The sequence below is a fragment of the Pseudomonas fluorescens genome, from assembly GCF_012974785.1.
GTDB classification, from domain to species: Bacteria; Pseudomonadota; Gammaproteobacteria; order Pseudomonadales; family Pseudomonadaceae; genus Aquipseudomonas; species Aquipseudomonas fluorescens_BT.
This window is the reverse complement of record NZ_CP027561.1, coordinates 4,708,825-4,732,752: the sequence shown is the minus strand read 5'-3', so window position 1 is coordinate 4,732,752 and position 23,928 is coordinate 4,708,825. Positions and strand designations below refer to the sequence as shown.

The 23,928-nt window shown below is 61.2% G+C and carries 14 protein-coding genes and 1 riboswitch; of the genes, 12 read left to right on the top strand and 2 right to left on the bottom strand.

The window, feature by feature from the left end:
* The first annotated feature begins 1 nt into the window (after position 1).
* The 3 genes from C6Y56_RS21435 (at position 2) to argR (ending at position 2,994) form a co-directional block, all read left to right on the top strand.
* A complete protein-coding gene (locus C6Y56_RS21435; protein ID WP_169431538.1) occupies positions 2 to 1,114 on the top strand; it encodes a succinylglutamate desuccinylase/aspartoacylase family protein in 1,113 nt (370 codons plus the stop codon).
* A 23-nt stretch (positions 1,115 to 1,137) separates the two neighbouring features.
* Positions 1,138 to 1,902, top strand: coding sequence for an ABC transporter ATP-binding protein (locus C6Y56_RS21430; protein WP_003227281.1), 765 nt, complete (start codon positions 1,138 to 1,140; stop codon positions 1,900 to 1,902).
* A 111-nt stretch (positions 1,903 to 2,013) separates the two neighbouring features.
* The gene (gene argR, locus C6Y56_RS21425) at positions 2,014 to 2,994 is read left to right on the top strand and encodes a transcriptional regulator ArgR (protein WP_085607460.1); all 981 of its coding nucleotides are present in this window, start codon (positions 2,014 to 2,016) and stop codon (positions 2,992 to 2,994) included.
* Between the two features lie 58 nt (positions 2,995 to 3,052).
* Here the strand turns inward: argR and C6Y56_RS21420 are convergent, their stop codons facing one another.
* On the bottom strand, positions 3,053 to 10,783 hold the full coding sequence (locus tag C6Y56_RS21420) for a dermonecrotic toxin domain-containing protein (RefSeq protein WP_169431537.1): 7,731 nt from the start codon (positions 10,781 to 10,783) through the stop codon (positions 3,053 to 3,055).
* A 306-nt stretch (positions 10,784 to 11,089) separates the two neighbouring features.
* Here C6Y56_RS21420 and C6Y56_RS21415 point away from each other — a divergent pair, with 306 nt between their 5' ends.
* The 7 genes from C6Y56_RS21415 to astE all read left to right on the top strand — a co-directional run bounded on the left by C6Y56_RS21415 (position 11,090) and on the right by astE (position 18,954).
* The gene (locus tag C6Y56_RS21415; protein WP_064598809.1) at positions 11,090 to 12,310 is read left to right on the top strand and encodes an aspartate aminotransferase family protein; all 1,221 of its coding nucleotides are present in this window, start codon (positions 11,090 to 11,092) and stop codon (positions 12,308 to 12,310) included.
* A 223-nt stretch (positions 12,311 to 12,533) separates the two neighbouring features.
* Positions 12,534 to 13,553 (top strand): arginine/ornithine succinyltransferase subunit alpha, encoded by a 1,020-nt coding sequence (aruF, locus tag C6Y56_RS21410; RefSeq protein ID WP_064598807.1) that lies wholly within the window; start codon positions 12,534 to 12,536, stop codon positions 13,551 to 13,553.
* 51 nt (positions 13,554 to 13,604) lie between these two features.
* Entirely contained in the window at positions 13,605 to 14,633 is a 1,029-nt protein-coding gene (astA, locus tag C6Y56_RS21405) for an arginine N-succinyltransferase (protein ID WP_169431536.1), read from the top strand.
* On the top strand, positions 14,630 to 16,096 hold the full coding sequence (astD, locus tag C6Y56_RS21400; protein WP_169431535.1) for a succinylglutamate-semialdehyde dehydrogenase: 1,467 nt from the start codon (positions 14,630 to 14,632) through the stop codon (positions 16,094 to 16,096). Before astA ends, astD begins: the two co-directional genes overlap by 4 nt.
* A 137-nt stretch (positions 16,097 to 16,233) precedes the next feature.
* A complete protein-coding gene (gene astB / locus C6Y56_RS21395; protein WP_169431534.1) occupies positions 16,234 to 17,580 on the top strand; it encodes an N-succinylarginine dihydrolase in 1,347 nt (448 codons plus the stop codon).
* Between the two features lie 60 nt (positions 17,581 to 17,640).
* On the top strand, positions 17,641 to 17,931 hold the full coding sequence (locus tag C6Y56_RS21390) for a hypothetical protein (protein ID WP_011335531.1): 291 nt from the start codon (positions 17,641 to 17,643) through the stop codon (positions 17,929 to 17,931).
* Positions 17,932 to 17,943: 12 nt separating this feature from the next.
* Positions 17,944 to 18,954: a succinylglutamate desuccinylase gene (gene astE, locus C6Y56_RS21385; protein ID WP_169431533.1), complete on the top strand. Its 1,011-nt coding sequence runs from the start codon at positions 17,944 to 17,946 to the stop codon at positions 18,952 to 18,954.
* Positions 18,955 to 19,114: 160 nt separating this feature from the next.
* Here astE and C6Y56_RS21380 read toward each other — a convergent pair whose 3' ends face one another.
* Positions 19,115 to 19,624 carry a 6,7-dimethyl-8-ribityllumazine synthase gene (locus C6Y56_RS21380; protein ID WP_169431532.1) on the bottom strand — a complete coding sequence of 170 codons (510 nt, stop codon included), beginning with the start codon at positions 19,622 to 19,624 and terminating at the stop codon, positions 19,115 to 19,117.
* Positions 19,625 to 19,726: 102 nt separating this feature from the next.
* Positions 19,727 to 19,898: riboswitch (FMN riboswitch) on the bottom strand.
* Between the two features lie 197 nt (positions 19,899 to 20,095).
* On the opposite strand from C6Y56_RS21380, the gene ltaE reads away from it, so the two are divergent.
* Positions 20,096 to 21,100, top strand: coding sequence for a low-specificity L-threonine aldolase (gene ltaE / locus C6Y56_RS21375; RefSeq protein ID WP_169431531.1), 1,005 nt, complete (start codon positions 20,096 to 20,098; stop codon positions 21,098 to 21,100).
* A 146-nt stretch (positions 21,101 to 21,246) separates the two neighbouring features.
* Positions 21,247 to 23,871 carry an alanine--tRNA ligase gene (gene alaS, locus C6Y56_RS21370; protein ID WP_169431530.1) on the top strand — a complete coding sequence of 875 codons (2,625 nt, stop codon included), beginning with the start codon at positions 21,247 to 21,249 and terminating at the stop codon, positions 23,869 to 23,871.
* Positions 23,872 to 23,928: the final 57 nt, after the last annotated feature.

Here is a 23,928-nt window from a genome sequence, read left to right as displayed (position 1 = left end):
TATGGAACGCATCGACCACATTCTGCCGTGGAGCCACCTGGGCAGCGAGCGCCGGATTTCGGTGTTTCGCTTCGGCAGCGGCGAGCGCAAGGCCTACATCCAGGCCAGCCTCCACGCTGACGAACTGCCCGGCATGCGCACCGCCTGGGAACTGAAAAAACGCCTCGGCGAACTCGAAGCCAAGGGCTTGCTCAACGGCGTCATCGAGCTTGTGCCGGTGGCCAACCCGCTGGGCCTTGGCCAGTTGCTGCAAGGCAACCATCAGGGGCGTTTCGAGGCTGGCAGCGGCAAGAATTTCAACCGTGATTTCGTCGAGCTCAGCGGCCCCGTGGCCACTGCGCTGGAAGGACAACTCGGTGATGATCCGCACGCCAACATCCGTCTGATCCGTCAGGCGATGGCTGATCATCTGGCGGCATTGCCCGAGGCCGGCAGCCAGTTGCAAGGCATGCAGCGCATCCTGCTGCAGCATGCCGCCACCGCCGATGTGGTGCTGGATCTGCATTGTGACTGCGAAGCCGCACTGCACATGTACGCCTTGCCGCAACACTGGCCGCAGTGGCGTTCGCTCGCTGCACACCTGGACGTGAAGGTCGGCCTGCTGGCGGAAGACTCCGGCGGCAGCTCGTTCGATGAAGCCTGTTCGTTGCCGTGGCTGCGTCTGTCGCGCCTGTTTCCGGACGCGCAGATTCCTCTGGCGTGCCTGGCGACGACCGTTGAACTCGGCGGTCAGGCTGACACCACGCCGGCACAGGCCGAAGCCTGGGCCGAAGGCATTCTGGCGTTCCTCGCCGAGCAGGGCCTGATCCGTGGGGAGTGGCCGAACGCAGGGCGCGAACCGTGTGAAGGCATGCCGTTCGAGGGCACTGAATTGCTCCTGCCGCCGCATCCCGGTGTGGTGAGTTTTCTGCGCAAGCCCGGCGAGTGGGTTGAAGCCGGTGACAAGATTTTCGAAGTGATCGATCCGCTGTCGGATCGGGTCAGCACGGTGTGTGCTGGTACGTCCGGGGTGCTGTTTGCCATTGAGCGGCTGCGTTACGCCCAACCCGGTTTCTGGCTGGCCAAAGTGGCGGGGCGCGATGCGCTGCGCGACGGCCCTTTGCTCAACGACTGACTGTTTTTGTGAGAACCGACCGCATGTACAAACTTGAAGTCCAAGACCTGCATAAACGCTATGGCAGTCACGAAGTGCTCAAGGGCGTTTCCCTGAAAGCGGCCGCCGGCGATGTGATCAGCATCATCGGCTCCAGTGGCTCCGGCAAAAGTACTTTCCTGCGCTGCATCAACCTGCTTGAGCAGCCGCACGCGGGCAAGATCCTGCTCAACAACGAAGAGCTGAAACTGGTGGCGAACAAGGACGGCGCGCTGAAAGCGGCTGATCCGAAACAGCTGCAACGCATGCGTTCGCGCCTGTCGATGGTGTTCCAGCACTTCAACCTGTGGTCGCACATGACCGCGCTGGAAAACATCATGGAAGCGCCGGTTCACGTGCTGGGCGTGTCCAAGGCCGAAGCCCGCGAGAAAGCCGAGCACTACTTGAACAAGGTTGGCGTGGCCCATCGTAAAGACGCGTTCCCGGGGCACATGTCCGGTGGCGAGCAACAGCGTGTGGCGATCGCCCGCGCGCTGGCGATGGAACCGGAAGTGATGCTGTTCGACGAACCGACTTCTGCCCTCGACCCGGAACTGGTCGGTGACGTGCTGAAAGTCATGCAGGCCCTCGCTCAGGAAGGCCGGACCATGGTGGTGGTGACCCACGAAATGGGCTTCGCCCGTGAAGTGTCGAACCAGTTGGTGTTCCTGCACAAAGGCGTCGTCGAAGAAAGCGGCAACCCGCGTGAAGTGCTGGTCAATCCGCAATCGGAACGTTTGCAACAATTCCTCTCGGGCAGCCTCAAGTAATCGCTCCCGTTATGCACCAGATTAGGTCATGCTGCGCAGCGCGCCAGATGGTCTAATTTGGTTGCAGCCGATTTCGGTTTTTCCCTCTGTTTACGTTTCGGATCGCCCGCCATGACTGCCCATCGAATTGGTTTCCTGATTTGGCCCAGCACTAAAGCTCTGACTTTGGCGCTGGCAGAGGAGGCCTTGCGTGTTGCCCAGCGTGTGCATCCGGACGTGGTTTACGAGCTGTCGTTCCTGCAGGCCGAAGCACCGACCGACGGTGAATGGCAACTGCCCGGCGAACCCTGGGCCGGCAAACTCGAAAATTTCCAGAAACTGTTCCTGCTCGCCGATGAGCCACCGACGACGTTGGCGCCGGCGCTCAGCAGCGCGCTGAAACAACTGGTGCGTGCCGGTTGTGTGATTGGCGGTCTGTCGGCCGGTGTGTACCCGCTGGCGCAACTCGGCCTGCTCGACGGCTACCGCGCGGCGGTGCACTGGCGCTGGCAGGACGATTTCGCCGAGCGTTTTCCGAAAGTCATCGCCACCAGCCATCTGTTCGACTGGGATCGCGATCGCCTGACCGCGTGCGGCGGCATGTCGGTACTCGATTTGCTGCTGGCCGTCCTGGCCCGCGATCACGGTGCGGAACTGGCCGGTGCGGTTTCCGAAGAACTGGTGGTCGAACGCATCCGTGAAGGTGGCGAGCGTCAGCGCATTCCATTGCAGAACCGTCTCGGCTCCAGCCATCCAAAGCTCACCCAGGCGGTGCTGCTGATGGAAGCCAACATCGAAGAGCCGCTGACCACCGACGAGATCGCCCAGCATGTGTGCGTGTCCCGTCGCCAACTGGAGCGGATCTTCAAGCAGTACCTCAACCGCGTGCCGAGCCAGTATTACCTGGAGCTGCGCCTGAACAAGGCCCGGCAGATGTTGATGCAAACCAGCAAGTCGATCATCCAGATCGGCCTGTCGTGCGGTTTCTCTTCGGGGCCGCATTTCTCCAGCGCCTACCGCAACTTCTTCGGCGCCACGCCGCGGGAGGACCGCAACCAGCGGCGCAGCAGCAGCCCGTTCGAATTATCGTCAGTGCCGCCAGAGCGCGGTTGATTGATCTGCAGCAGCGCCATGGAGGCAACGTCCATGGCGCTGTTGTTTCAGGCGTTCGTCAATCTTCGATTTCGACCCCGGCGCGCGTTCGCACCGGCGGATGTACCATTACGCCGTCGACGTTCAGTGTCATTCCCGTTTGCTGGTAGTAGGCCCGGATTCGCTGCATGGCCCGGGCGGAGAATGGATTGCCGCGCAAGTCGTAGCGATCGCCGACATGCGCAGGCACCTCCATGAGCTCGTCGGGCATTTCAGTGATTTCATTGCCCGACAGATCCACTTCCATCCAGTTGAAATTCTCCAGTACGCCGTGGGGGATTTCCCTGATGCCGGTGGTGCTCAGGTCCAGATCGGTCAGCCCCTGCAGGTTGCTGAGGTCAGGTGTCAGACCGAGGGGGTTGTCGTGCAGATGCAGCAGATCAAGACCGTCCAGCGTGTTCAGCCCGGCCACGTCGCTCGGCGACAGCGTGATTCTGCAGGAGGGCAGGCTCAACGTGTTGAGTCGCCTCATGTGGAAGATGGCTTGAGGGATGCCAGCCAGGTCGTAGCCTCGAATATCGATGCTTTCCAGACTGGGAAATGCCTCGAGAAACCGGCCGATTCGCGGCCAGTGATCGCTGATGCTGGTCAGGTACAGGTCCGACACATGGCTGAAGCTTACGCTCAGCGTGGGCAATTGACCCATGACCGACAACCGGGAAGTGAAATGGTGGCCAGCCGTGCTTGCCCCTTCCACCGGCGTTTTGCGCCAGCACCTCAGCAGTGCTTCGCGAAGTGCCGACCGGATCTGTTCTTCCGCCAGGCGCTCGCGCGGGCTGAGCGGCAGCCCGGTCAAGGGATCAACCGGTATATCGGACTCCCAGGCTGTAAGGTCGCCCAGCAGTCTGTCCAGTTCGGCTTCCCGGCGCGTCAGTTCAACTCGACCGTCGACCAGCGTGCCTTCGAGGTGATAAATGAAATCGCTGGCCTGTTTATCGTTCAGGGTTGGGTAGAGTGTCCGGGTCCGTGCGATGTCTGACGGCTCGGCCAGTACGCCAAGGTCTTCTCCGGTCCGACGGAAGTAGTCCTTGATGCGCTCGCGGGTGGCCGCGTTCAGCGGATTGTCGCCCAAGTCATAGCCGTTGCTGGCGGAGGCAGGCAGGTCGAAGATCTCCGCGGGCAGTTCGGTAAGGCGATTGCCGCTCAGCAATGCCGTCTCCAGCCAGGGCGGATCGAGCAAGCCCGGTGGCAGCCCGGTAATCCCGGTGTTCGAAAGATCGAGGAATTCCAGTGCCGGCCAGTTGCGGATATCCGGCAGCCGGCCCAACGGATTGTTGTAAAGGTCGAGCCTGACCAGGTGCCTCAGCGAGTACAGTGTGGCGCTGCCCCTGTCATCCAGTACGATCGCGCAGTTGCTCAGAACCAGTTGCTGGAGGTCCGGCATCCCGGTCAGTGCCGGCGGAACCTCTGCCAATGCCAGGTCGCGCAGCTCAAGCGAATCGAGGCCGGTGAACCCTCGCAGGAAACCGGTGCCGGCACGCAGTTGGGGATTGCCGGTGATCGCGAGTACCGTGACGTGAGCAAAGTCTGCACTCAAGGTCGGCAGATCACCGATGAAAGCCGGATTCAGGTTGAGCACCGTGGTCCTTTTTTCGGGGCTCTCCGGGGACCGGTCGCGCCAGAATGATTCGATCTCCAGTCGAAACATCATGCGGCTGGAGCGTTCGTCGGAGCGATCGTTGTCGGTCAGCGCCAGGTCGGTGGCCGGATAGCGTTCAGGAATCGCGGTCACCCAGCTTTCAAGGTCATCTTCCAGTTGCCGCAATTCGGCTTCCCAGCGATGGATCTGTAACCGGCCGTCATCAAGCGTTCCCGGCAGCAGGTACAACACTCGATTGGCACCTTCGTCGTCCAGGGACGGGAACAGAGCGCGGATCCGCTGGATTTCTTCCCATGGCATTGAAACGCCGAAACTCTGCCTGAACTGCCGATAACAGACCTTGATGCGTTCACGCATGGCGGGCGACAGCGGGTTGCCGGCAAGGTTGAGTTGTCTGGGCGGGCGGGCGGAGATATCGAAGAGGAGGTCGGGCAGTTCGCGGATCAGGTTGCGTTCGAAGGTGGCGAAGACCAGTCGTTGATGTTCGAACAGGCCATCCGGCAGGCTCGATATGCCGGTGTCGGCCAGGCGCAGTTGAACCAGGGCCGGCAATGTTTCGAGGGTGGGAGGTGTCCCCAGCGGGTTTCGGCTCAGGTTCAGGTACTGCAGGTTGCCAAGGGATGACAGGGTTGCCCGGGTTTGCGGAGTCAGCGTCAATCCGCAGTTCTCAATGATCAGTCGTTCCAGCGAAGGCATGCGCAGGGCTGTCAGCGGGCCCTGACCCAGCCTGAAATCATGCAGTTCCAGATGACGCAACGTGGAGAAGGGTTGAAGGAACCCGTCAATGTTGCTCAGCGCTCCGTGTCCCACGAGTGACACTTCGCGAATATGGCTGAAGTCGGTGGTCAGCGTGGGCAGGTCGCCGATGAATGCCAGATGGGCTACCAGGGAGTCGCCCCTGCGCCTGGGGTTTTCCGGCATTCGCGTACGCCACAGGGTTTGCAGTTGCTCGGCAAACTCAGTTCGTGCCGAGTGCTCCGTCAGAAATTCCCCAGGTGTCAGTGGCTGATGACTGGAAGGATGAGTCTGGGGAATTGCCATTTTCCATTGCGCCAGATCGGCGGTGAGTTGCTCGAACTCCGCTTTCCAGTGCCTGAGTTGACGGCGCCCGTGCTCGAGGTCGCCGGGCAATCCATAGAAGACATCGCTGGCCTCTTCGCCGTCCAGGGTAGGAAACAGCGCCTGGGTGGCATCGATGTCGGCCTGTTCGGCGAGCACCCCGAAGTCCTGACCGGTTTTTCCGGAGTAACGCTTGATCCTCTCAAGCGTATCGGCGGTCAACGGGTTGCCGGAGAAGTCGAATCCTTCGCTGGCTGCCGCCGGCAGCTCAAAGAACGCCTCGGGCAGTTCGCTGATCCGGTTGTCGCTGATAATGGCCGTTCGCAATGTCGGGTGTCCGATCAATCCGGCAGGAACATCGCTGATACCGGTGCGTGAGAGATCCAGATAGACGAGCGCTGGCAGGCTGCTTGCATCGGGCGCGCTGCCCAGGGGGTTGTTGGGCAGTTCGAGTGATTCAAGCTCGCGCATCGCCGCCAGAGCAATCTGCAGCTCGCCGGTAAATGTCACACCGCAATTGCTGAGAAGCAGTATCTCGAGTGAGGGCAGGGCCGTGAGTGACTGTGGCAGTTGCTCCAGTGCAAAGTCATGCAGGATCAAACGCTTGAGTCGGGGGAAGCTTTGCAGAAATGGCGAGGTGGCTTGAATGTGTTTGTTTCCCTTCAGCGACAGTGCGGTGATATGACTGAAATCTGCCGACAGCTCGGGCATGTCGCCGATGAATGTGGCTTGCGCCGAGAACACGTCCGCTCTGGTCAGCGGATGTGCAGTCGAGCGGTGGCGCCACAGCCTTTCAATTCTTCCGGCGAATATTTCACGCTCGTAAAACTGATTGAAGTGTTCGTTGGGATTGAGCCTTTCACCGGTGGACGGATCACGGTCTGGCGTGTCCCGCGCCCATGTGGCCAGGTCGGCGGTCAGCCGGGTGATTTCGCTCTCCCAGCGATCCAGTTGCAGCCGACCCTGTAACAGCGAGCCAGGCAGGCCGTAGATCAGTTCGCTGGATTGGCGTTCATTCAAGTCGGTAAACAGCGCCTTGACCCGGTTTATATCCGCTTGCTCGGGGCGAACGCCCAGATCGCTGCCGGTCCGGTTGAAATAGATCTTCACCTTTTCACGGGTCGCGGCGGAAAGCGGATTGCCGAAAAAATCGTACCCGGCGGTGGACGCGGCCGGTTGTTCGAACAGGGCGTCCGGCAGCGTGGTGATCTGGTTGTCGGTAAGCCATGCGCTGATGAGGCGCGGATGATCCAGTATGCCTGTGGGGACTTGGGAGATGCCTGTACTGGAAAGGTTCAGATGAGTCAGGTCCGGCATGAGGCCGAAATCGAACGTGGCACCCAGTGGATTGCCCTCCAGATCCAGTGTGCTCAGGGCATTGAGGGTCGACAGGATCGACTGGTTTTGCGGTGTAAGGACGACGCGGCAGTTTTGCAGCGTCAACTGTTTAAGACCCGGAAAATTCGTCAGGCGTGGCGGGAGATTGTGCAGATCGAAGTCGCGCAGTTCCATTCGCACCAGCCCCGAAAAGCTTTCGAGAAAGTCGCTCACCGCGCCTGGCTCGCCACTGCCGATCAGCTCCAGGCTGCTGACGTGGGAGAAGTCGGCCGTCAAGGCGGGGAGGTCACCTGCCAGCGGCTCCGAAAAGCGCATCTGGTAACCGTTCGGGCCTCGAATTTCTCTGCGCCAGCAGCTGCGCAGGTCGCTGGCGAATGTCTGGCGATCACGGATGGCGGCCATCTGCTGCTCCTGTGAGCGTCGGGTGCCGTTTGCCGGGTTGATCTCCGGGAAGTCGAACAGCCATTGATTGAGATGGCTATCAAGTTGGGCGTATTCCAGTTGCAGCCGGGACAGCTCGGCGAGTGCGCCGTCCGGGTGGCTTTCAAGGCGCTGGGCCATGATCAGTCGTTCGTCTTCGGACATTCCCGGATAGACCTGCCTGATCCGGTTGTCCAGGGTGCGGGGCGTTTGCGAGGTCGTTGGCGGGTTGCGGGAGTAGCCGTCCGTGCCGAGCAATCGCAGCGTATCGATGGTGGGAGGCGGCACAGGGTCGGGCATGATCGCCAGTCGCAGTTCGCTGCGTGCCATTGGATTGTCACGGATGGCCTGCCTGAGCTTTTCACCTTCGCCGATCTGCAGCTTCAAGGCTTTTCTCTGCATGTCCGGCAGGGCTTGCAGGACGGCAGTGTAGAAATCGGTGTAGCCGTGCAGTTCCAGACCCTGTTCGTCGTACGGTTGCCAGAGCCCCCCGGATTTGAGAACCAGCACTTTCTGAATGGGGGCCTCGACGGGGCCGGTGCTGTCGATCAATTGCCCTTCCCGGGATTGGGCGCGGACTTCAAGGCGTACGTCAGCCGACCAGCCCGGCAATAGTTGAAGGCTGTGCAGCGCCAGGGTGTCGGTGTCCGGATTGTGCACCGAATCCAGTACCAGCCCTTCGAAGGCACGAGTGACGCGCAGTTCCTGTCTGGCGTGTTCTGTCAGGGCCTGCTGCCGTTCTGGCCATTGTCCTTTGTTGATCGCCACCAGTTCCGAACCGGTGGCCGTGTTCAACAGTTCTTCGGTAATTCTGGCGGGCAATTGCGGTTCATGCAGGGCCGCACGCCTGAACAGGGGCTCCTCGCGATGTTGAAGCGCTTGATAGCGTGCCTCGAACAGTGAGCTGCGCTGCTGCCGGGCGATCTGCGCAAGCCTGGCTCTGAGTTTGCGCGCACGCGCATCAAGGGCGAGCCTCTCACCGAAATCTTCCCCGAGCAGCGTATTGATTTCCGATTCACTGAGGGTCTGGATCAGGGTCTTGAGCAAATCGCCACTGGACAGGCTGTCCTGGCGAATCTCGGTCAGCGCAAGCTCTTGATCGGTTGAGGATTGCCACGCGATCTCGCCTTGCAGATTGATAAAACGCAGTCTTTTAGTGTCGGGCCATAAGTTCTGTTCTTTGAGAATCTGCAGCTGGGTCAAGGGATCTGCGGTCAGATAGACCTCGGGTCTGTCACTGGAGATACGTTCAATGAAGTCTTGCAGGTCCTGATCGATCCTGAAGCGATGAATACTGTCGGCCAGCAGCGGCGGCAAGCGCTCCTGGTTGACGTGCATTTTGCGCAGCGCATCTTCCGGATACCCGCTGACCTTGAGGATCTGCTCGCGTCGGGCGGGGGATATCGATTCGACGTTGTGACCGATCCGTTGCAATGCGGTTGTGGTGTCCCATTCAAGCGGTTGCTCTAACTCGGTGTGGAAGGCGCCTTCGCCGTTATGGCGTACGAAGGGGCGATAGGCATCTGCCCGGCTCGGATGCTCGATGTAAAGCTTGTCGGGATGTTCATGCGGGCTGACGGCGTAATGCGTCTGATCGAGAGTGAGCAGGTTTTCTCCCTGGTGTCGGTACAGTCCCTGCCGGTCGGGCCCGGATCCTTCGGGCGGCTGGACCTGACGCTCGTAAGGTTTCAGATCGGGTTTCCAGTAGAGGGTTTTGCCGTTGCGCAGCTTGACCGGCTGAAAGCGGTCGATGAATGACACGACGCTTGCCGGCAGGACCCCGGGAAGCTCGGCCATCGCGATGCTGCCGCCAATGCCGAACGCCCCCAGCTGAATCAATGACTCAAGCGCCGCGAACAGGTGTTCGCCGGCTTCGGCGGCCGAGCCTTGCGCCCAGTCGACGACCCCCTCGAACACTTCATCAACGAACTGATAGGCCATGTACGCCATCATCATTTCACCCAAAAACGGCACGAACGGCAGCACGACAAACGAAGCGATTTCCAGCAGCGACGACGCGACGTTGACCAACGAGTCCCACAACGCCCAACGGGCATTGCGGTCCACGGTGGCGGTGGCAACGGCGATGACGGCAGCGTCATTGAGGATCTTGTCCAGTTTGCGTTGGTAGAGGTGCTGCCACAGATCACCGGCGATCGGGGAGACGGCCAGCTGCAGATCGGGGCGATCGAGCGGCGTGTCACGCCAGGCAGGCTGCTGGCTACCCCGTTCAGGTTGATGCCACTGCACCCGGCTGAGGCGGTGATTGAGCTGTGAAAAAAAGTAGCCTCGCTGCTCGTGCAGTACGAATCGGCTGAAATAGCGCTGGTAGTCCGGCGAGCGCAATTGCCGGGTCAGTTCTACTGCCATTTCAACCGACGAGGCGTACTGCTTGACGGGGTGCTCGGGATCGTCAGGCAGGTAGGCCACCAATCCCGCCGGCGCGTTGGCCTGTTCGAGATCAGGGGCAAAAATGACAACTCCCGTCAGGGTGGCGGACATCATCGTCAAGTCCTGACATTGCAGCGCCTGACGGTTCATTCGCACTCCCTGCACGCCGTCGATCAGGGCCTCGATCATGCGAAACCAGACCTCGTCGATGTCTCCGTTCATCCGCGCCAGTTGCAGGGCGGCCTTGAGCGCTGATCGCTGACTGGCCTTGATTCTGGGGTGCAGGGTGGTTGCGACGACCTGGTCGGTGACGCCCAGTCTCTGTTCAAGAAAGTTCTTGTAGCCCGCGCCAATATCCAGCTCTCGGCACAGATGGGTGAATGCAGTGATGCTGAGCTTTTCGTTGACGTGCGGCAGCGTCTCGAACTGACCTTGGGAGGACGGTCGGGAGATGAAACATGAACCGCTTTCGTGGGGTTCCTCTTCTTCGAAATTGTGCAGTGCGGCTTCCAGCAGGGAAACGGTCCAGACTCTGGAGCCTGTCCGGATGGAAAGGCCTGGGGGGGTGATCGGGATGTAGAGGCGCAGAAATGTTTCCTGGGTGTCCAGATCCAGGCCAAATCGTGATTTCAGCGCACTTTTGAGCAACGGTTCGGCAAACGCCTTGATGTCTTGCAGGTGCATCAGGTCCCGGTCGATGGCGTTCTGCGTATTCATGTGTTCGGCAATGGCGGTTCGCAGATCGTCGTGCCGGGCTCGCGGTGCAGCCTTGATCCGGTCACTGACCGGCCGCTGAGGGTTGCTCAGTGCCTTGCGTCTGGCCGGGGACGCGAGGGGCAGCCATTCAGGAATGCCCTTGATGAGGGGTTGATAGTGAGCGGGTGGGTTGAGCGGGACAGCGGCTGGGGTTGCCGGCGATTGCCCTTCGTTCAGTGACTGCATGTCGAGTGCGCCTTGATGTTCGGAAAGGGCTCAAGCAAATCAGAATGCTTTCGACGAAGTGCGGTACATAGTTATGACATTGGCCGCTGCGGCAATTGATATCTTCCTGGGCCTGCTGCAATTGCTGTCGACGGTTTAAACTGCGCCTTTGCGACGCTATATGTCGCATTGCCGTAAACCCGGGAAAATCCGGGGTTTGCGCTATAAGAAGTTGTCGCTTGGCGACAAGGCCGGGCTGAAAACTGTCCTTACAATCCCCCCATCGCTCGCCAGTTTCAGGCGGGTGGCCCTCATCAGGAGACTCCGATGTCCGTTGAGCACGCTGCGGTACAACGCGCCGATTTCGACCAGGTTATGGTTCCCAACTACGCGCCTGCCGCTTTCATTCCGGTGCGTGGCGCCGGTTCCCGTGTCTGGGATCAGGCCGGCCGCGAGCTGATCGACTTCGCCGGCGGCATCGCCGTCAACGTATTGGGCCATGCGCACCCGGCGCTGGTCGGTGCCTTGACCGAGCAAGCGAACAAGCTGTGGCACGTGTCCAACGTGTTCACCAACGAGCCGGCCCTGCGCCTGGCGCACAAGCTGATCGACGCCACCTTTGCCGAGCGCGTGTTCTTCTGCAACTCCGGCGCCGAAGCCAACGAGGCCGCTTTCAAGCTGGCCCGTCGCGTCGCGTTCGATCGCTTCGGCACCGAGAAGTACGAAATCATCGCCGCGCTCAACAGCTTCCACGGCCGCACCCTGTTCACCGTGAACGTCGGTGGCCAGTCGAAGTACTCCGACGGTTTCGGTCCGAAAATCACTGGCATCACCCACGTGCCGTACAACGATCTGGCGGCGCTGAAAGCCGCTGTTTCCGACAAGACCTGCGCGGTCGTTCTGGAACCTATCCAGGGTGAGGGCGGCGTGCTGCCGGCCGAGCTGGCTTACCTGCAAGGCGCCCGTGAACTGTGCGACGCGAACAACGCGTTGCTGGTGTTCGACGAAGTGCAGACTGGCATGGGCCGTACCGGCAACCTGTTCGCCTACCAGCATTTCGGTGTGGTTCCGGACATCCTGACCAGCGCCAAGAGCCTGGGTGGCGGTTTCCCGATCGCCGCGATGCTGACCACCGAAGCACTGGCCAAGCATCTGGTCGTCGGCACTCACGGCACCACTTACGGCGGCAACCCGCTGGCGTGCGCCGTGGCTGAAGCGGTGATCGACGTGATCAACACCCCTGAGGTGCTGAACGGCGTCAACGCCAAGCACGACAAGTTCAAGACCCGCCTGCAACAGATCGGCGAGAAGTACGGCCTGTTCACCCAGGTGCGTGGTCTCGGTCTGCTGATCGGTTGCGTGCTGAGCGACGCCTGGAAAGGCAAGGCCAAGGACATCTTCAACGCCGCTGAACAAGAAGGCCTGATGATTCTGCAGGCCGGCCCGGATGTGATCCGTTTCGCCCCGAGCCTGGTGGTTGAAGACGCGGACATCGACGCCGGTCTGGACCGCTTTGAACGTGCTGCCGCGAAACTGACGCAAGCCTGATAGACCCTTCGGCGCCTGACTTGATCAGGCGCTGACCCCAATTTTGATGCCGGGCAAAATCAAATGTGGGAGCGGGCTTGCTCGCGAAAGCGGTGGGTCAGACAGCGAAAATGTTGACTGACAATCCGCTTTCGCGAGCAGGCCCGCTCCCACACTGATCTCTGTGTATGCAGTAGCTGCCCGGTTATTTTTCTGTGAATGAATAAGAGAAAGGAGTGACACCATGCTGGTGATGCGCCCCGCGCAAATGGCTGATCTGGGCGAGGTACAGCGTCTGGCTGCGGACAGCCCGATTGGTGTCACTTCCTTGCCGGATGACGTTGAACGCCTGAGCGACAAGATCGCCGCGAGCGAAGCCTCGTTTGCCGCCGAAGTGAGCTTCAACGGCGAGGAGAGTTACTTCTTCGTCCTGGAAGACACCGCCACCGGCAAACTGGTGGGCTGCTCGGCGATCGTTGCGTCGGCCGGTTATTCCGAGCCGTTCTACAGCTTTCGCAACGAGACCTTCGTGCATGCTTCCCGCGAACTGAAGATCCACAACAAGATCCACGTGCTCTCGCAATGTCACGACCTGACCGGCAACAGCTTGCTGACCAGTTTCTACGTGCAGCGCGAGCTGGTGGGTTCGCCTTGGGCCGAACTCAACTCCCGTGGCCGTCTGCTGTTCGTCGCCAGCCACCCGGAGCGGTTTGCCGATTCGGTGGTGACCGAGATCGTCGGTTACAGCGATGAAAACGGTGACTCGCCATTCTGGGACGCCATCGGTCGCAACTTCTTCGACCTGAACTACGCCGAGGCCGAGCGTCTGTGTGGCCTGAAAAGCCGTACGTTCCTCGCCGAACTGATGCCGCATTACCCGATCTACGTGCCGCTGCTGCCGGATTCCGCCCAGGAAGCGATGGGCCAGGTACACCCGCGTGCGCAGATCACCTTCGACATCCTGATGCGCGAAGGCTTCGAGACCGATCACTACATCGACATTTTCGACGGTGGCCCGACCCTGCATGCGCGCGTTTCGGGGATCCGCTCGATCGCCCAGAGCCGTGTGGTACCGGTGAAGCTCGGCGAGCCGGTCAAAGGTGCCGGTCGCCAGTATCTGGTGGCCAATGCCCAGTTGCAGGATTACCGCGCGGTATTGCTCGAGCTGGATTACGCGCCGGGCAAACCGGTGACCCTGGATCTGGAAGCGGCCGAAGCCCTGGGCGTCGGTGAAGGTGCCAGCGTGCGCCTGGTGGCGGTTTAACGCCTTAGCGAGTTTCACGGGTGGCCACGGCGGCCCGTTTGAGGAGGTAGCATGATTGTTCGTCCCGTACGCAGCAGCGATTTGTCCGCTCTGATCGACCTGGCCCGCAGCACCGGCACCGGCCTGACCACCTTGCCGGCCAACGAAGAGCGCCTGACCCACCGGGTCGGCTGGGCCGAGAAGACCTTTCGCGGTGAAGCCGGCCGTGGCGACGCGGACTACCTGTTCGTGCTCGAAGACGACAACGGTCGCGTGGTGGGGATTTCCGCCATTGCCGGCGCCGTCGGTCTGCGCGAGCCGTGGTACAACTTCCGCGTCGGCCTGACCGTCAGCGCCTCGCAGGAACTGAACATCTATCGCGAGATTCCGACGTTGTTCCTGGCCAACGACCTGACCGGCAACTCCGAGCTGTGCTCGCTGTTCCTGCACGCCGACTACCGCACCGGCCTCAATGGCCGCATGCTGTCCAAGGCGCGGATGCTGTTCATCGCCGAATTCCCGGAGCTGTTCGGCAACAAGATCATTGCCGAGATGCGCGGCGTATCCGATGAAGCCGGTCGTTCGCCGTTCTGGGAAAGTCTGGGCCGTCACTTCTTCAAGATGGAATTCAGCCAGGCCGATTACCTGACGGGTGTGGGCAACAAGGCATTCATTGCCGAACTGATGCCGAAATTCCCGCTGTACACCTGCTTCCTGTCGCCGGACGCGCGCAACGTCATCGGCCAGGTGCACCCGGACACTGAGCCTGCGCTGGCGATGCTCAAGAGCGAAGGCTTCAGTTATCAGGGTTACGTCGACATCTTCGACGCCGGCCCGGCCATCGAGTGCGAGACCAGCAAGATCCGCGCGGTGCGTGACAGCGAAGCGCTGGTGCTGGCCATCGGCACCCCGGGCGACGACGCCACGCCGTTCATCATCCATAACCGCAAACGCGAAGACTGCCGCATCACGGCGGCGCCAGCCCGACTGGCCGCCGGTACGCTGGTGGTCGATCCGCTGACCGCCAAACGTCTTCAACTCAACGCTGGCGATCAGGTTCGCGCCGTGGCGTTGTCCGCTGCCCGGGAGTCCAAACAATGAATTCGCTATACATCGCAGGTGAGTGGCTGGCCGGTCAGGGCGAGGCCTTTCAATCGCTGAACCCGGTGACCCAGCAAGTGCTGTGGTCGGGGGAGGGTGCCACTGCCGCTCAGGTCGAGTCGGCCGTGCAGGCTGCGCGTCAGGCGTTCCCGAGCTGGGCCCGTCGCACCTTGGAAGAACGCATCAGCGTGCTCGAAGCGTTCGCCGCTGCGCTGAAAAAACACGCCGACGAACTGGCCCGCACCATCGGTGAGGAAACCGGTAAACCGTTGTGGGAAGCCGCGACCGAAGTCACCAGCATGGTCAACAAGATTGCGATTTCGGTGCAAAGCTATCGCGAACGCACAGGTGAGAAGAGCGGCCCGCTGGGCGACGCCACCGCCGTGTTGCGCCACAAGCCCCATGGCGTGGTGGCGGTGTTCGGCCCTTACAACTTCCCTGGCCACTTGCCGAACGGCCACATCGTGCCGGCGCTGCTGGCGGGTAACAGCGTGCTGTTCAAACCGAGCGAGCTGACCCCGAAAGTCGCCGAGCTGACGGTCAAGTGCTGGATCGAAGCCGGTCTGCCGGCCGGCGTTCTGAACCTGCTGCAAGGCGCCCGTGAAACCGGGATCGCGCTGGCGGCGAATCCGGGCATCGACGGTCTGTTCTTCACCGGTTCGAGCCGCACCGGTAATCACCTGCACCAGCAGTTCGCCGGGCGTCCGGACAAGATCCTCGCGCTGGAAATGGGCGGCAACAACCCGCTGGTGGTCGATCAGGTCGCGGACCTCGACGCTGCGGTGTACACGATCATTCAATCGGCATTCATTTCCGCCGGTCAGCGTTGCACCTGCGCCCGTCGTCTGCTGGTGCCGCAAGGCGCGTGGGGCGACAGCCTGCTCAAGCGTCTGGTGGAAGTCAGCTCGACCATCGAGGTCGGCGCGTTCGATCAGCAGCCGGCGCCGTTCATGGGCTCGGTGATTTCCCTCGGCGCGGCAAAAGCCTTGATGGATGCCCAGGCACATTTGCTGGCCAACGGCGCAGTGTCGCTGCTGGCAATGACTCAACCGCAGGCGCAGTCGGCGCTGCTGACTCCGGGCATCGTGGATGTGACGGCGGTTGCCGATCGTTCCGACGAAGAACTGTTCGGTCCGTTGCTGCAGGTGATCCGCTACGCCGATTTCGAAGCCGCGATTGCTGAAGCCAACAACACCGCGTTTGGCCTGGCCGCTGGCCTGCTGTCGGATTCCGAAGAGCGCTACCAGCAGTTCTGGCTGGAAAGCCGTGCCGGGATCGTCAACTGGAACAAGCAACTGACGGGGGCTGCGAGCAGCGCGCCGTTCGGCGGTGTCGGCGCCTCGGGCAACCACCGCGCCAGCGCCTATTACGCGGCGGATTACTGCGCGTACCCGGTGGCCTCGCTGGAAACCCCGAGCCTGGTGTTGCCGGCGGCCCTGACGCCTGGCGTGAAGATGGCGTGATGCCCATCGCTGGCAAGCCAGCTCCCACAAGGGCGATGAGGTCCCTGTGGGAGCTGGCTTGCCAGCGATGACCGCGCCGCGGTCTCAAAGAATAGTTACTGAAGCCTATAACAACAGATTCTCGTGGAGCCTCGCTGATGAAATCCTATGAAGTCAATTTTGACGGTCTAGTGGGGCCGACCCATAACTACGGTGGTCTGTCCTACGGCAACGTTGCGTCCCAGAGCAACAGCCAGCAGTCTTCGAACCCGAAGGAAGCGGCGCTGCAAGGCCTGGCGAAAATGAAAGCGCTGATGGAAATGGGCTTTCAGCAGGGCGTTCTCGCTCCACAGGAACGTCCGGACGTGGCTGCTCTGCGCCGTCTGGGTTTCAGCGGTACCGACGCTCAGGTGATCGAGCGCGCTGCGAAAGAAGCGATGCCGCTGCTGGTCGCCAGTTGCTCGGCGTCGAGCATGTGGGTGGCCAATGCCGCCACGGTCAGCCCGAGTGCCGACACCGCTGACGGTCGCGTGCACTTCACCGCCGCCAACCTGAACTGCAAATACCACCGCAGCATCGAGCACCCGACCACCAGTCGCGTGCTGGGTGCGATGTTCGCCAATCAGCAGCACTTCGCTCACCACGCCGCGTTGCCGGCGGTGGCGCAGTTCGGTGATGAGGGCGCCGCGAACCACACGCGTTTCTGCCGTGAGTATGGCGAGGCTGGGGTCGAGTTCTTCGTGTTCGGTCGCAGTGCGTTCGACACCCGTTACCCGGCGCCGCAGAAATACCCGGCGCGCCAGACCCTCGAAGCGTCGCAAGCGGTCGCCCGTCTGCATGGTCTGCGTGAAGACGGCGTGGTCTACGCGCAGCAGAATCCGGCGGTGATCGATCAGGGCGTGTTCCATAACGACGTGATCGCGGTGGGCAACGGCGAGGTGCTGTTCTATCACGAGGACGCGTTCCTCGACACCGATCAGATGCTGGCCGAACTGCAAGTCAAACTGGCCAAGGTCGGCGGCAAGTTCCAGTCGGTCTGCGTGCCGCGTTCGGCGGTCACCGTAGACGACGCAGTGCGTTCCTACCTGTTCAACAGCCAGCTGCTGTCGCGTCCTGACGGTTCGATGCTGTTGATCGTGCCGGAAGAGTGTCGTGGTAACGATCGCGTGTGGAACTACCTGCAAGGCCTGACCGGTTCCGGCGGCGTGATCCGTGAAGTGAAAGTCTTCGATCTCAAGCAAAGCATGCAGAACGGCGGTGGCCCGGCGTGCCTGCGTCTGCGCGTCGCGCTCAACGAAACCGAGCTGGCGGCCGTCAACCCAGGGGTTATCATGACCGCCCCGTTGTACGGTTCGTTGACCGCGTGGGTTGAAAAGCACTACCGCGACCGTCTGAGCGAAAGCGACCTGGCGGATCCGCAATTGCTGCTTGAATGCCGGACGGCACTGGATGAACTGACGCAAATCCTTAAACTGGGCGCGGTTTATCCATTCCAGATCAATTGATGACCGATGCGCCGCTTCGGCGCGGCGCACGGTTCCATCTCCCCAAGAGAGCGTTAAAACATGAGCGATTCCCTGCAGCTGATCCTTGAAGACACCGACGGCACGCAACTGCAAACGTCCTGCACCCGCGTCGCGGTCATGTGGCAAGGCAAAGAGCTGTGGATCCAGCAGGATGGCCGCGGCCAACTGTTGATCGGCGTGGACGTCGAAGAGGGCGACGAAGAGTACGCCAACCTGCTGTTGCGCCCATTGGCGACTAATCTGGTAAGTCTGCAACTGGAGATGGAACCGGCTGACCTCGGCGACGATGATGGCCACGTGCACGGCCCGGATTGCAACCACGACCACTAAGGAAACCGCTCTATGCTCGCCCTCGGCAAACTGCTTGAACTGACCCTCGCCGGCCGCGAACCGGCGGAGAAGACTCAACTGACTGTCGAAGGCGTGCGCATGCGCTGGTTGAGCGAGGGTGCGCTGGAAGTCCGGCCACCCGAAGCGCGCGACAATGGCCTGGACCTGCTGCTGTCGGCAGGCATCCACGGCAACGAAACGGCACCGATCGAATTGCTCGACCGGTTGCTGCATGACATCGCCCGCGGCGACTTGAAGCCGCGTGCACGCATTCTGTTCCTGTTCGGCAACCCGGAAGCGATTCGCAAGGGCGAGCGTTTCGTCGAGCAGGACGTCAATCGGCTGTTCAACGGCCGTCACGAACAAAGCAGCGGTTCCGAAGCCCTGCGTGCCTGTGAGCTGGAACGTCTGGCCGCGAGTTTCTTCAGCGTGCCGGATCGTCAGCGTCTGCACTACGACCTGCACACCGCGATTCGCGGTTCGAAGATTGAGCAGTTCGCCCTGTATCCGTGGAAGGAAGGTCGCCAGCATTCGCGTCTTGAACTGGCCCGTCTGCGCGCCGCCGGCATGGAAGCGGTGCTGTTGCAGAACAAACCGTCGATCGTCTTCAGCTCCTACACCTACGACAAGCTGGGGGCCGAGTCCTTCACTCTGGAACTGGGCAAGGCGCGGCCATTCGGGCAGAACGCCGGGGTCAACGTGTCACTGCTGGAAACCCGCCTCAAGCAGATCATCGAAGGCACCGAGCCGGAGATGGCCGAGCAGGGCCTGGACGGTCTGCAGTTGTTCAGTGTGGCGCGGGAAATCATCAAGCACAGCGACTCGTTCCGCCTGAACCTGCCGGCGGACATCGAAAACTTCTCGGAACTGGATGTGGGTTATGTGCTGGCCGAAGACCTGGCCAATACCCGCTGGATCATCGAAGAGCAGGGCGCGCGGATTATCTTCCCCAACCCCAAGGTCAAGAACGGCCTGCGGGCGGGCATTCTGATCGTGCCGACCACTGACGAAAATCTTGCCTGACTCTATTTTCGGTTCGACATAAACCACTGTGGGAGCGGGCTTGCTCGCGAATGCGGTGTGTCAGTGAAACATCTATTACTGACACACCGCATTCGCGAGCAAGCCCGCTCCCACATTTGGATTTGAGTGAGGCTGAGACCTCACTCAGTTCCGGATCGGTTTACACCGCGACAGCACGCGGCTCCGTGCGGCGCAATGCACGCACTTTCTGCAACGTATCGGCGCAGGTCTTCGCCGCTTCCTGACCCTTGTGCACGAAGTGCTCGAAGAAGAACTTCTGGTGTTCTTCGCCGGCATGGAAGTGGTGCGGGGTCAGGGACACCGAGAACACCGGCACTTCGGTTTCCAGCTGAACCTGCATCAGGCCGCTGACCACTGACTGGGCGACGAACTCGTGACGGTAGATCCCGCCGTCCACCACCAGGGCGGCCGCGACGATACCGGCATAACGGCCGGTCTTGGCCAGCAGCTTGGCGTGCAGAGGCATTTCGAAGGCGCCGCCGACTTCGAAGAAGTCGATGTCCGATTCCTGATAGCCCTGAGCGATCATTTCAGCGAGGAAGCCTTTACGGCTCTGGTCGACGATTTCCTTGTGCCAGCAGGCCTGAATGAACGCGACGCGCTCGCCGTGGCTGTGTTTGCTTTTGCTGTCGATAGCGGTGGGTTGCATGTTCTGACTCCTGTTTGTGTGAAAAACAGGGCGTTATGAATCGAAAGGGATTCAAGGGTACGCACGCTCGCGCAAACACGGCGGACGGCCCTTTGGCGTCAATCCCGTTCTCTCTTCATCCGGACTGTGACCGTCGGCCCCGGAATCACACCGGGTCTGCTGACCTTGCCGCCGCTCACGGCTTTTGCCGTGCCCGTCACCAAGCGCTCGCGGGCTATGCGCATTGCGCGCAATTACCGCCGGTGGGGAATTGCACCCCGCCCTGAGAACGTTTCGCCGCCCTTTATCGGGCGGCGCAGCGTTTTTAACACAGATTGCCGGGCTGTGCATTGCGCCTTTGTGATGATTGCCATCGGATTTTTCGAAGCACGAAAACGACTTTTCCTTGCCCGAGGGTTGATTAATCTGCGCCATGCCCGCAGTAATTCGTCTTCGTAAAGGGATTTCCCCTGCTGACCAGAGGCCAGGTTCATGAGCGTTATCGATCTTCGCAGCGACACCGTCACTCAACCGACTCCCGCCATGCTCGATGCGATGACCCGCGCCGACACCGGCGATGATGTGTATGGCGAAGATCCGACGGTCAATCGTCTGGAAGCCGAACTGGCAAAACGGCTGGGTTTTGCTGCCGCGCTGTTCGTCCCGACCGGGACCATGAGCAATTTGCTGGGCCTGATGGCGCACTGCGAGCGCGGTGACGAATACATCGTCGGTCAACAGGCGCACACCTATAAGTACGAGGGCGGTGGCGCAGCGGTGCTCGGTTCGATTCAGCCGCAGCCGCTGGAAGTGCAGGCCGATGGTTCGCTGGACCTGGATCAGGTGGCAGCGGCGATCAAGCCTGATGATTTCCACTTTGCCCGCACCCGTCTGCTGGCGCTGGAAAACACCATGCAAGGCAAAGTGCTGCCGCTGGACTATCTGGCCCGGGCCCGCCAGTTCACACAGAACAACGGCCTGCAACTGCATCTGGACGGCGCGCGGCTTTACAACGCGGCGGTCAAGCTCGGGGTCGATGCCCGGGAAATCACCCAATATTTCGATTCGGTCTCGGTGTGCCTGTCCAAAGGTCTCGGCGCGCCGGTCGGCTCGGTGCTGTGCGGTTCGTCGGCGTTGATTGCAAAGGCCCGGCGCCTGCGCAAAATGGTCGGTGGCGGCATGCGACAGGCCGGATTGCTGGCGGCGGCGGGGCTGTATGCGCTGGATCACAACGTCGAGCGTCTGGCGGATGACCATGCCAACGCGCAGTTTCTTGCCGAAGGCCTGCGCGAGGCCGGTTTCAGTGTCGAGCCGGTGCAGACCAACATGGTTTACGTGCAGATGGGCGACCGTGCCGAGGTAATCAAGGCATTTGCCGCCGAACGCGGGATCAAGTTGAGCGCTGCCGCCCGGTTGCGGATGGTCACGCACATGGACGTCAATCGCTCGCAAATCGAGCAAGTGGTCGCGACATTCGTCGAGTTTTCGCGCAAGTGACAGCGTTAGCGGCCCAATTGACCGTTTCTATCGTATAAACACGCTGTACCCCGCGCGCAGGGCCGATATAATGCGGCCCTTTGCCGTCGTTTCGTCTGTTGACGTTTCGTACAGGCCTTTGGCCGCAGCCTCCGTGGAAGAACCTAATGAAAAGCGCAGAAATCCGTGAAGCCTTCCTTCGCTTCTTCGAAGAGCAAGGCCACACCCGTGTAGCCTCCAGCTCTTTGATTCCGGGCAACGACCCAACCCTGCTGTTCACCAACGCGGGGATGAACCAGTTCAAGGACTGCTTCCTGGGCCAGGAAAAGCGCGCCTACACCCGCGCCGTCTCCAGCCAGAAATGCGTGCGCGCCGGCGGCAAGCACAACGACCTGGAAAACGTCGGTTATACCGCCCGTCACCACACCTTCTTCGAAATGCTGGGCAACTTCAGCTTCGGTGATTACTTCAAGCGTGATGCCATCACCTACGCCTGGAACTTCCTGACCTCCGAGAAGTGGCTGAACCTGCCAAAGGAAAAGCTGTGGGTCACCGTCTACGCCAGCGATGACGAGGCCTACGACATCTGGACCAAGGAAGTCGGTGTGCCGGCCGAGCGCATGGTGCGCATCGGCGACAACAAGGGCGCGCCTTACGCGTCCGACAACTTCTGGACCATGGGCGATACCGGTCCGTGCGGTCCTTGCACCGAGATCTTCTACGATCACGGCGCCGATATCTGGGGTGGCCCACCGGGCTCGCCGGAAGAAGACGGCGACCGTTACATCGAAATCTGGAACAACGTGTTCATGCAGTTCAACCGCACCGCCGATGGCGTGTTGCATCCGCTGCCAGCCCCGTCGGTGGACACCGGCATGGGTCTTGAGCGGATCAGTGCCGTGCTGCAGCACGTTCACTCGAACTATGAAATCGATCTGTTCCAGAGCCTGCTGGCCGCTTCGGCCAAGGCCATCGGTTGCAGCAACGACAATCAGGCGTCCCTGAAAGTCGTGGCTGACCACATCCGTTCCTGCGGCTTCCTGATTGCCGACGGTGTGCTGCCGTCCAACGAAGGCCGCGGTTATGTGCTGCGCCGGATCATTCGCCGCGCTTGCCGTCACGGCAACAAGCTGGGCGCCAAAGGCAGCTTCTTCTACCAGATCGTTGCCGCTCTCGTGGCCGAGATGGGCGAAGCCTTCCCTGAGCTGAAATCCCAGCAGGCGCACATCGAGCGCGTACTGAAAGCCGAAGAAGAGCAATTCGCCAAGACCCTGGAGCAGGGCCTGAAAATCCTTGAGCAGGATCTGGCCGAGCTCAAGGGCGACGTAGTCCCGGGCGACGTGGTGTTCAAACTCTACGACACCTACGGTTTCCCGATGGACCTGACCGCGGACATCGCTCGCGAGCGCAGCCTGACCATCGACGAAGCCGGGTTCGAGCGTGAGATGGAAGCCCAGCGCGTCCGTGCACGTTCCGCCAGCTCGTTCGGTCTGGATTACAACAGCCTGGTCAAGGTCGACGTCGACACCGAGTTCACCGGTTATCACGCCACCAGCGGTTCGGCGAAAGTCGTTGCTCTCTATAAAGATGGCCAGTCTGTGGACGTCTTGAGTGAAGGGCAGGAAGGCGTTGTGGTTCTGAACCAGACCCCGTTCTACGCCGAATCCGGCGGCCAGGTCGGCGATTGCGGTTACCTGCAGGCCGGCAACAGCCGTTTCGACGTGCGCGACACCACCAAGACCGGCGGCGCATTCCTGCACCACGGTGTATTGGCGTCGGGTAGCCTGATCGTTGGCGCGCCAGTAGAAACCCACGTCGAAGCCGACGTGCGTCACGCCACTTCGCTGAACCACTCGGCCACTCACTTGCTGCACGCTGCATTGCGCAAAGTGCTGGGCGACCACGTTCAACAGAAAGGCTCGCTGGTCGACAGTCAGCGCCTGCGTTTCGACTTCAGCCACTTTGAAGCGATCAAGCCTGAGCAGATCAAGGCGCTGGAAGACATCGTCAACGCCGAGATCCGCAAGAACTCGGCGGTGGAAACCGAAGAAACCGACATCGAAACCGCCAAGCAGAAAGGCGCGATGGCGCTGTTCGGCGAGAAGTACGGTGACAACGTGCGCGTGCTGAGCATGGGCGGTGATTTCTCCGTCGAGCTGTGCGGCGGTATCCACGCCAACCGTACCGGCGACATCGGCCTGCTGAAAATCATCAGCGAAGGCGGTGTGGCATCGGGCGTGCGTCGTATCGAAGCAGTCACCGGCGCTGCGGCGCTGGCTTACTTGAACGCTGCTGAAGAACAACTCAAGGAAGCGGCCAGCCTGGTCAAGGGCAGCCGCGACAACCTGATCGACAAGCTGTCGGCTGTGCTGGAGCGCAATCGTGCGCTTGAAAAGCAGCTCGAGCAGTTGCAGGCCAAGGCTGCCGCCGCTGCGGGAGACGATCTGTCGGCTTCGGCTGTGGACGTCAAGGGCGTGAAGGTGCTGGCCGTGCGTCTGGATGGTCAGGACGGCAAGGCGCTGCTGGCGCTGGTCGATCAGCTGAAAAACAAACTCGGCCGCGCAGTGATCCTGCTCGGCAGTGTCCATGAGGAAAAGGTCGTACTGGTTGCAGGCGTGACCAAGGACCTGACTGGCCAACTCAAAGCCGGTGATTTGATGAAGCAGGCTGCTGCGGCAGTGGGCGGGAAGGGCGGTGGTCGTCCGGACATGGCGCAGGGCGGCGGTGTCGACGCCGGCGCACTGGATAGCGCACTGGCGCTGACCGTTCCATTCGTCGAGCAGGGTTTATAAGGCAGCCCGTCGGGTCCGCAGTCTAGTGGCGGGCCCGGCGGCTGTTCGAGTGATTAT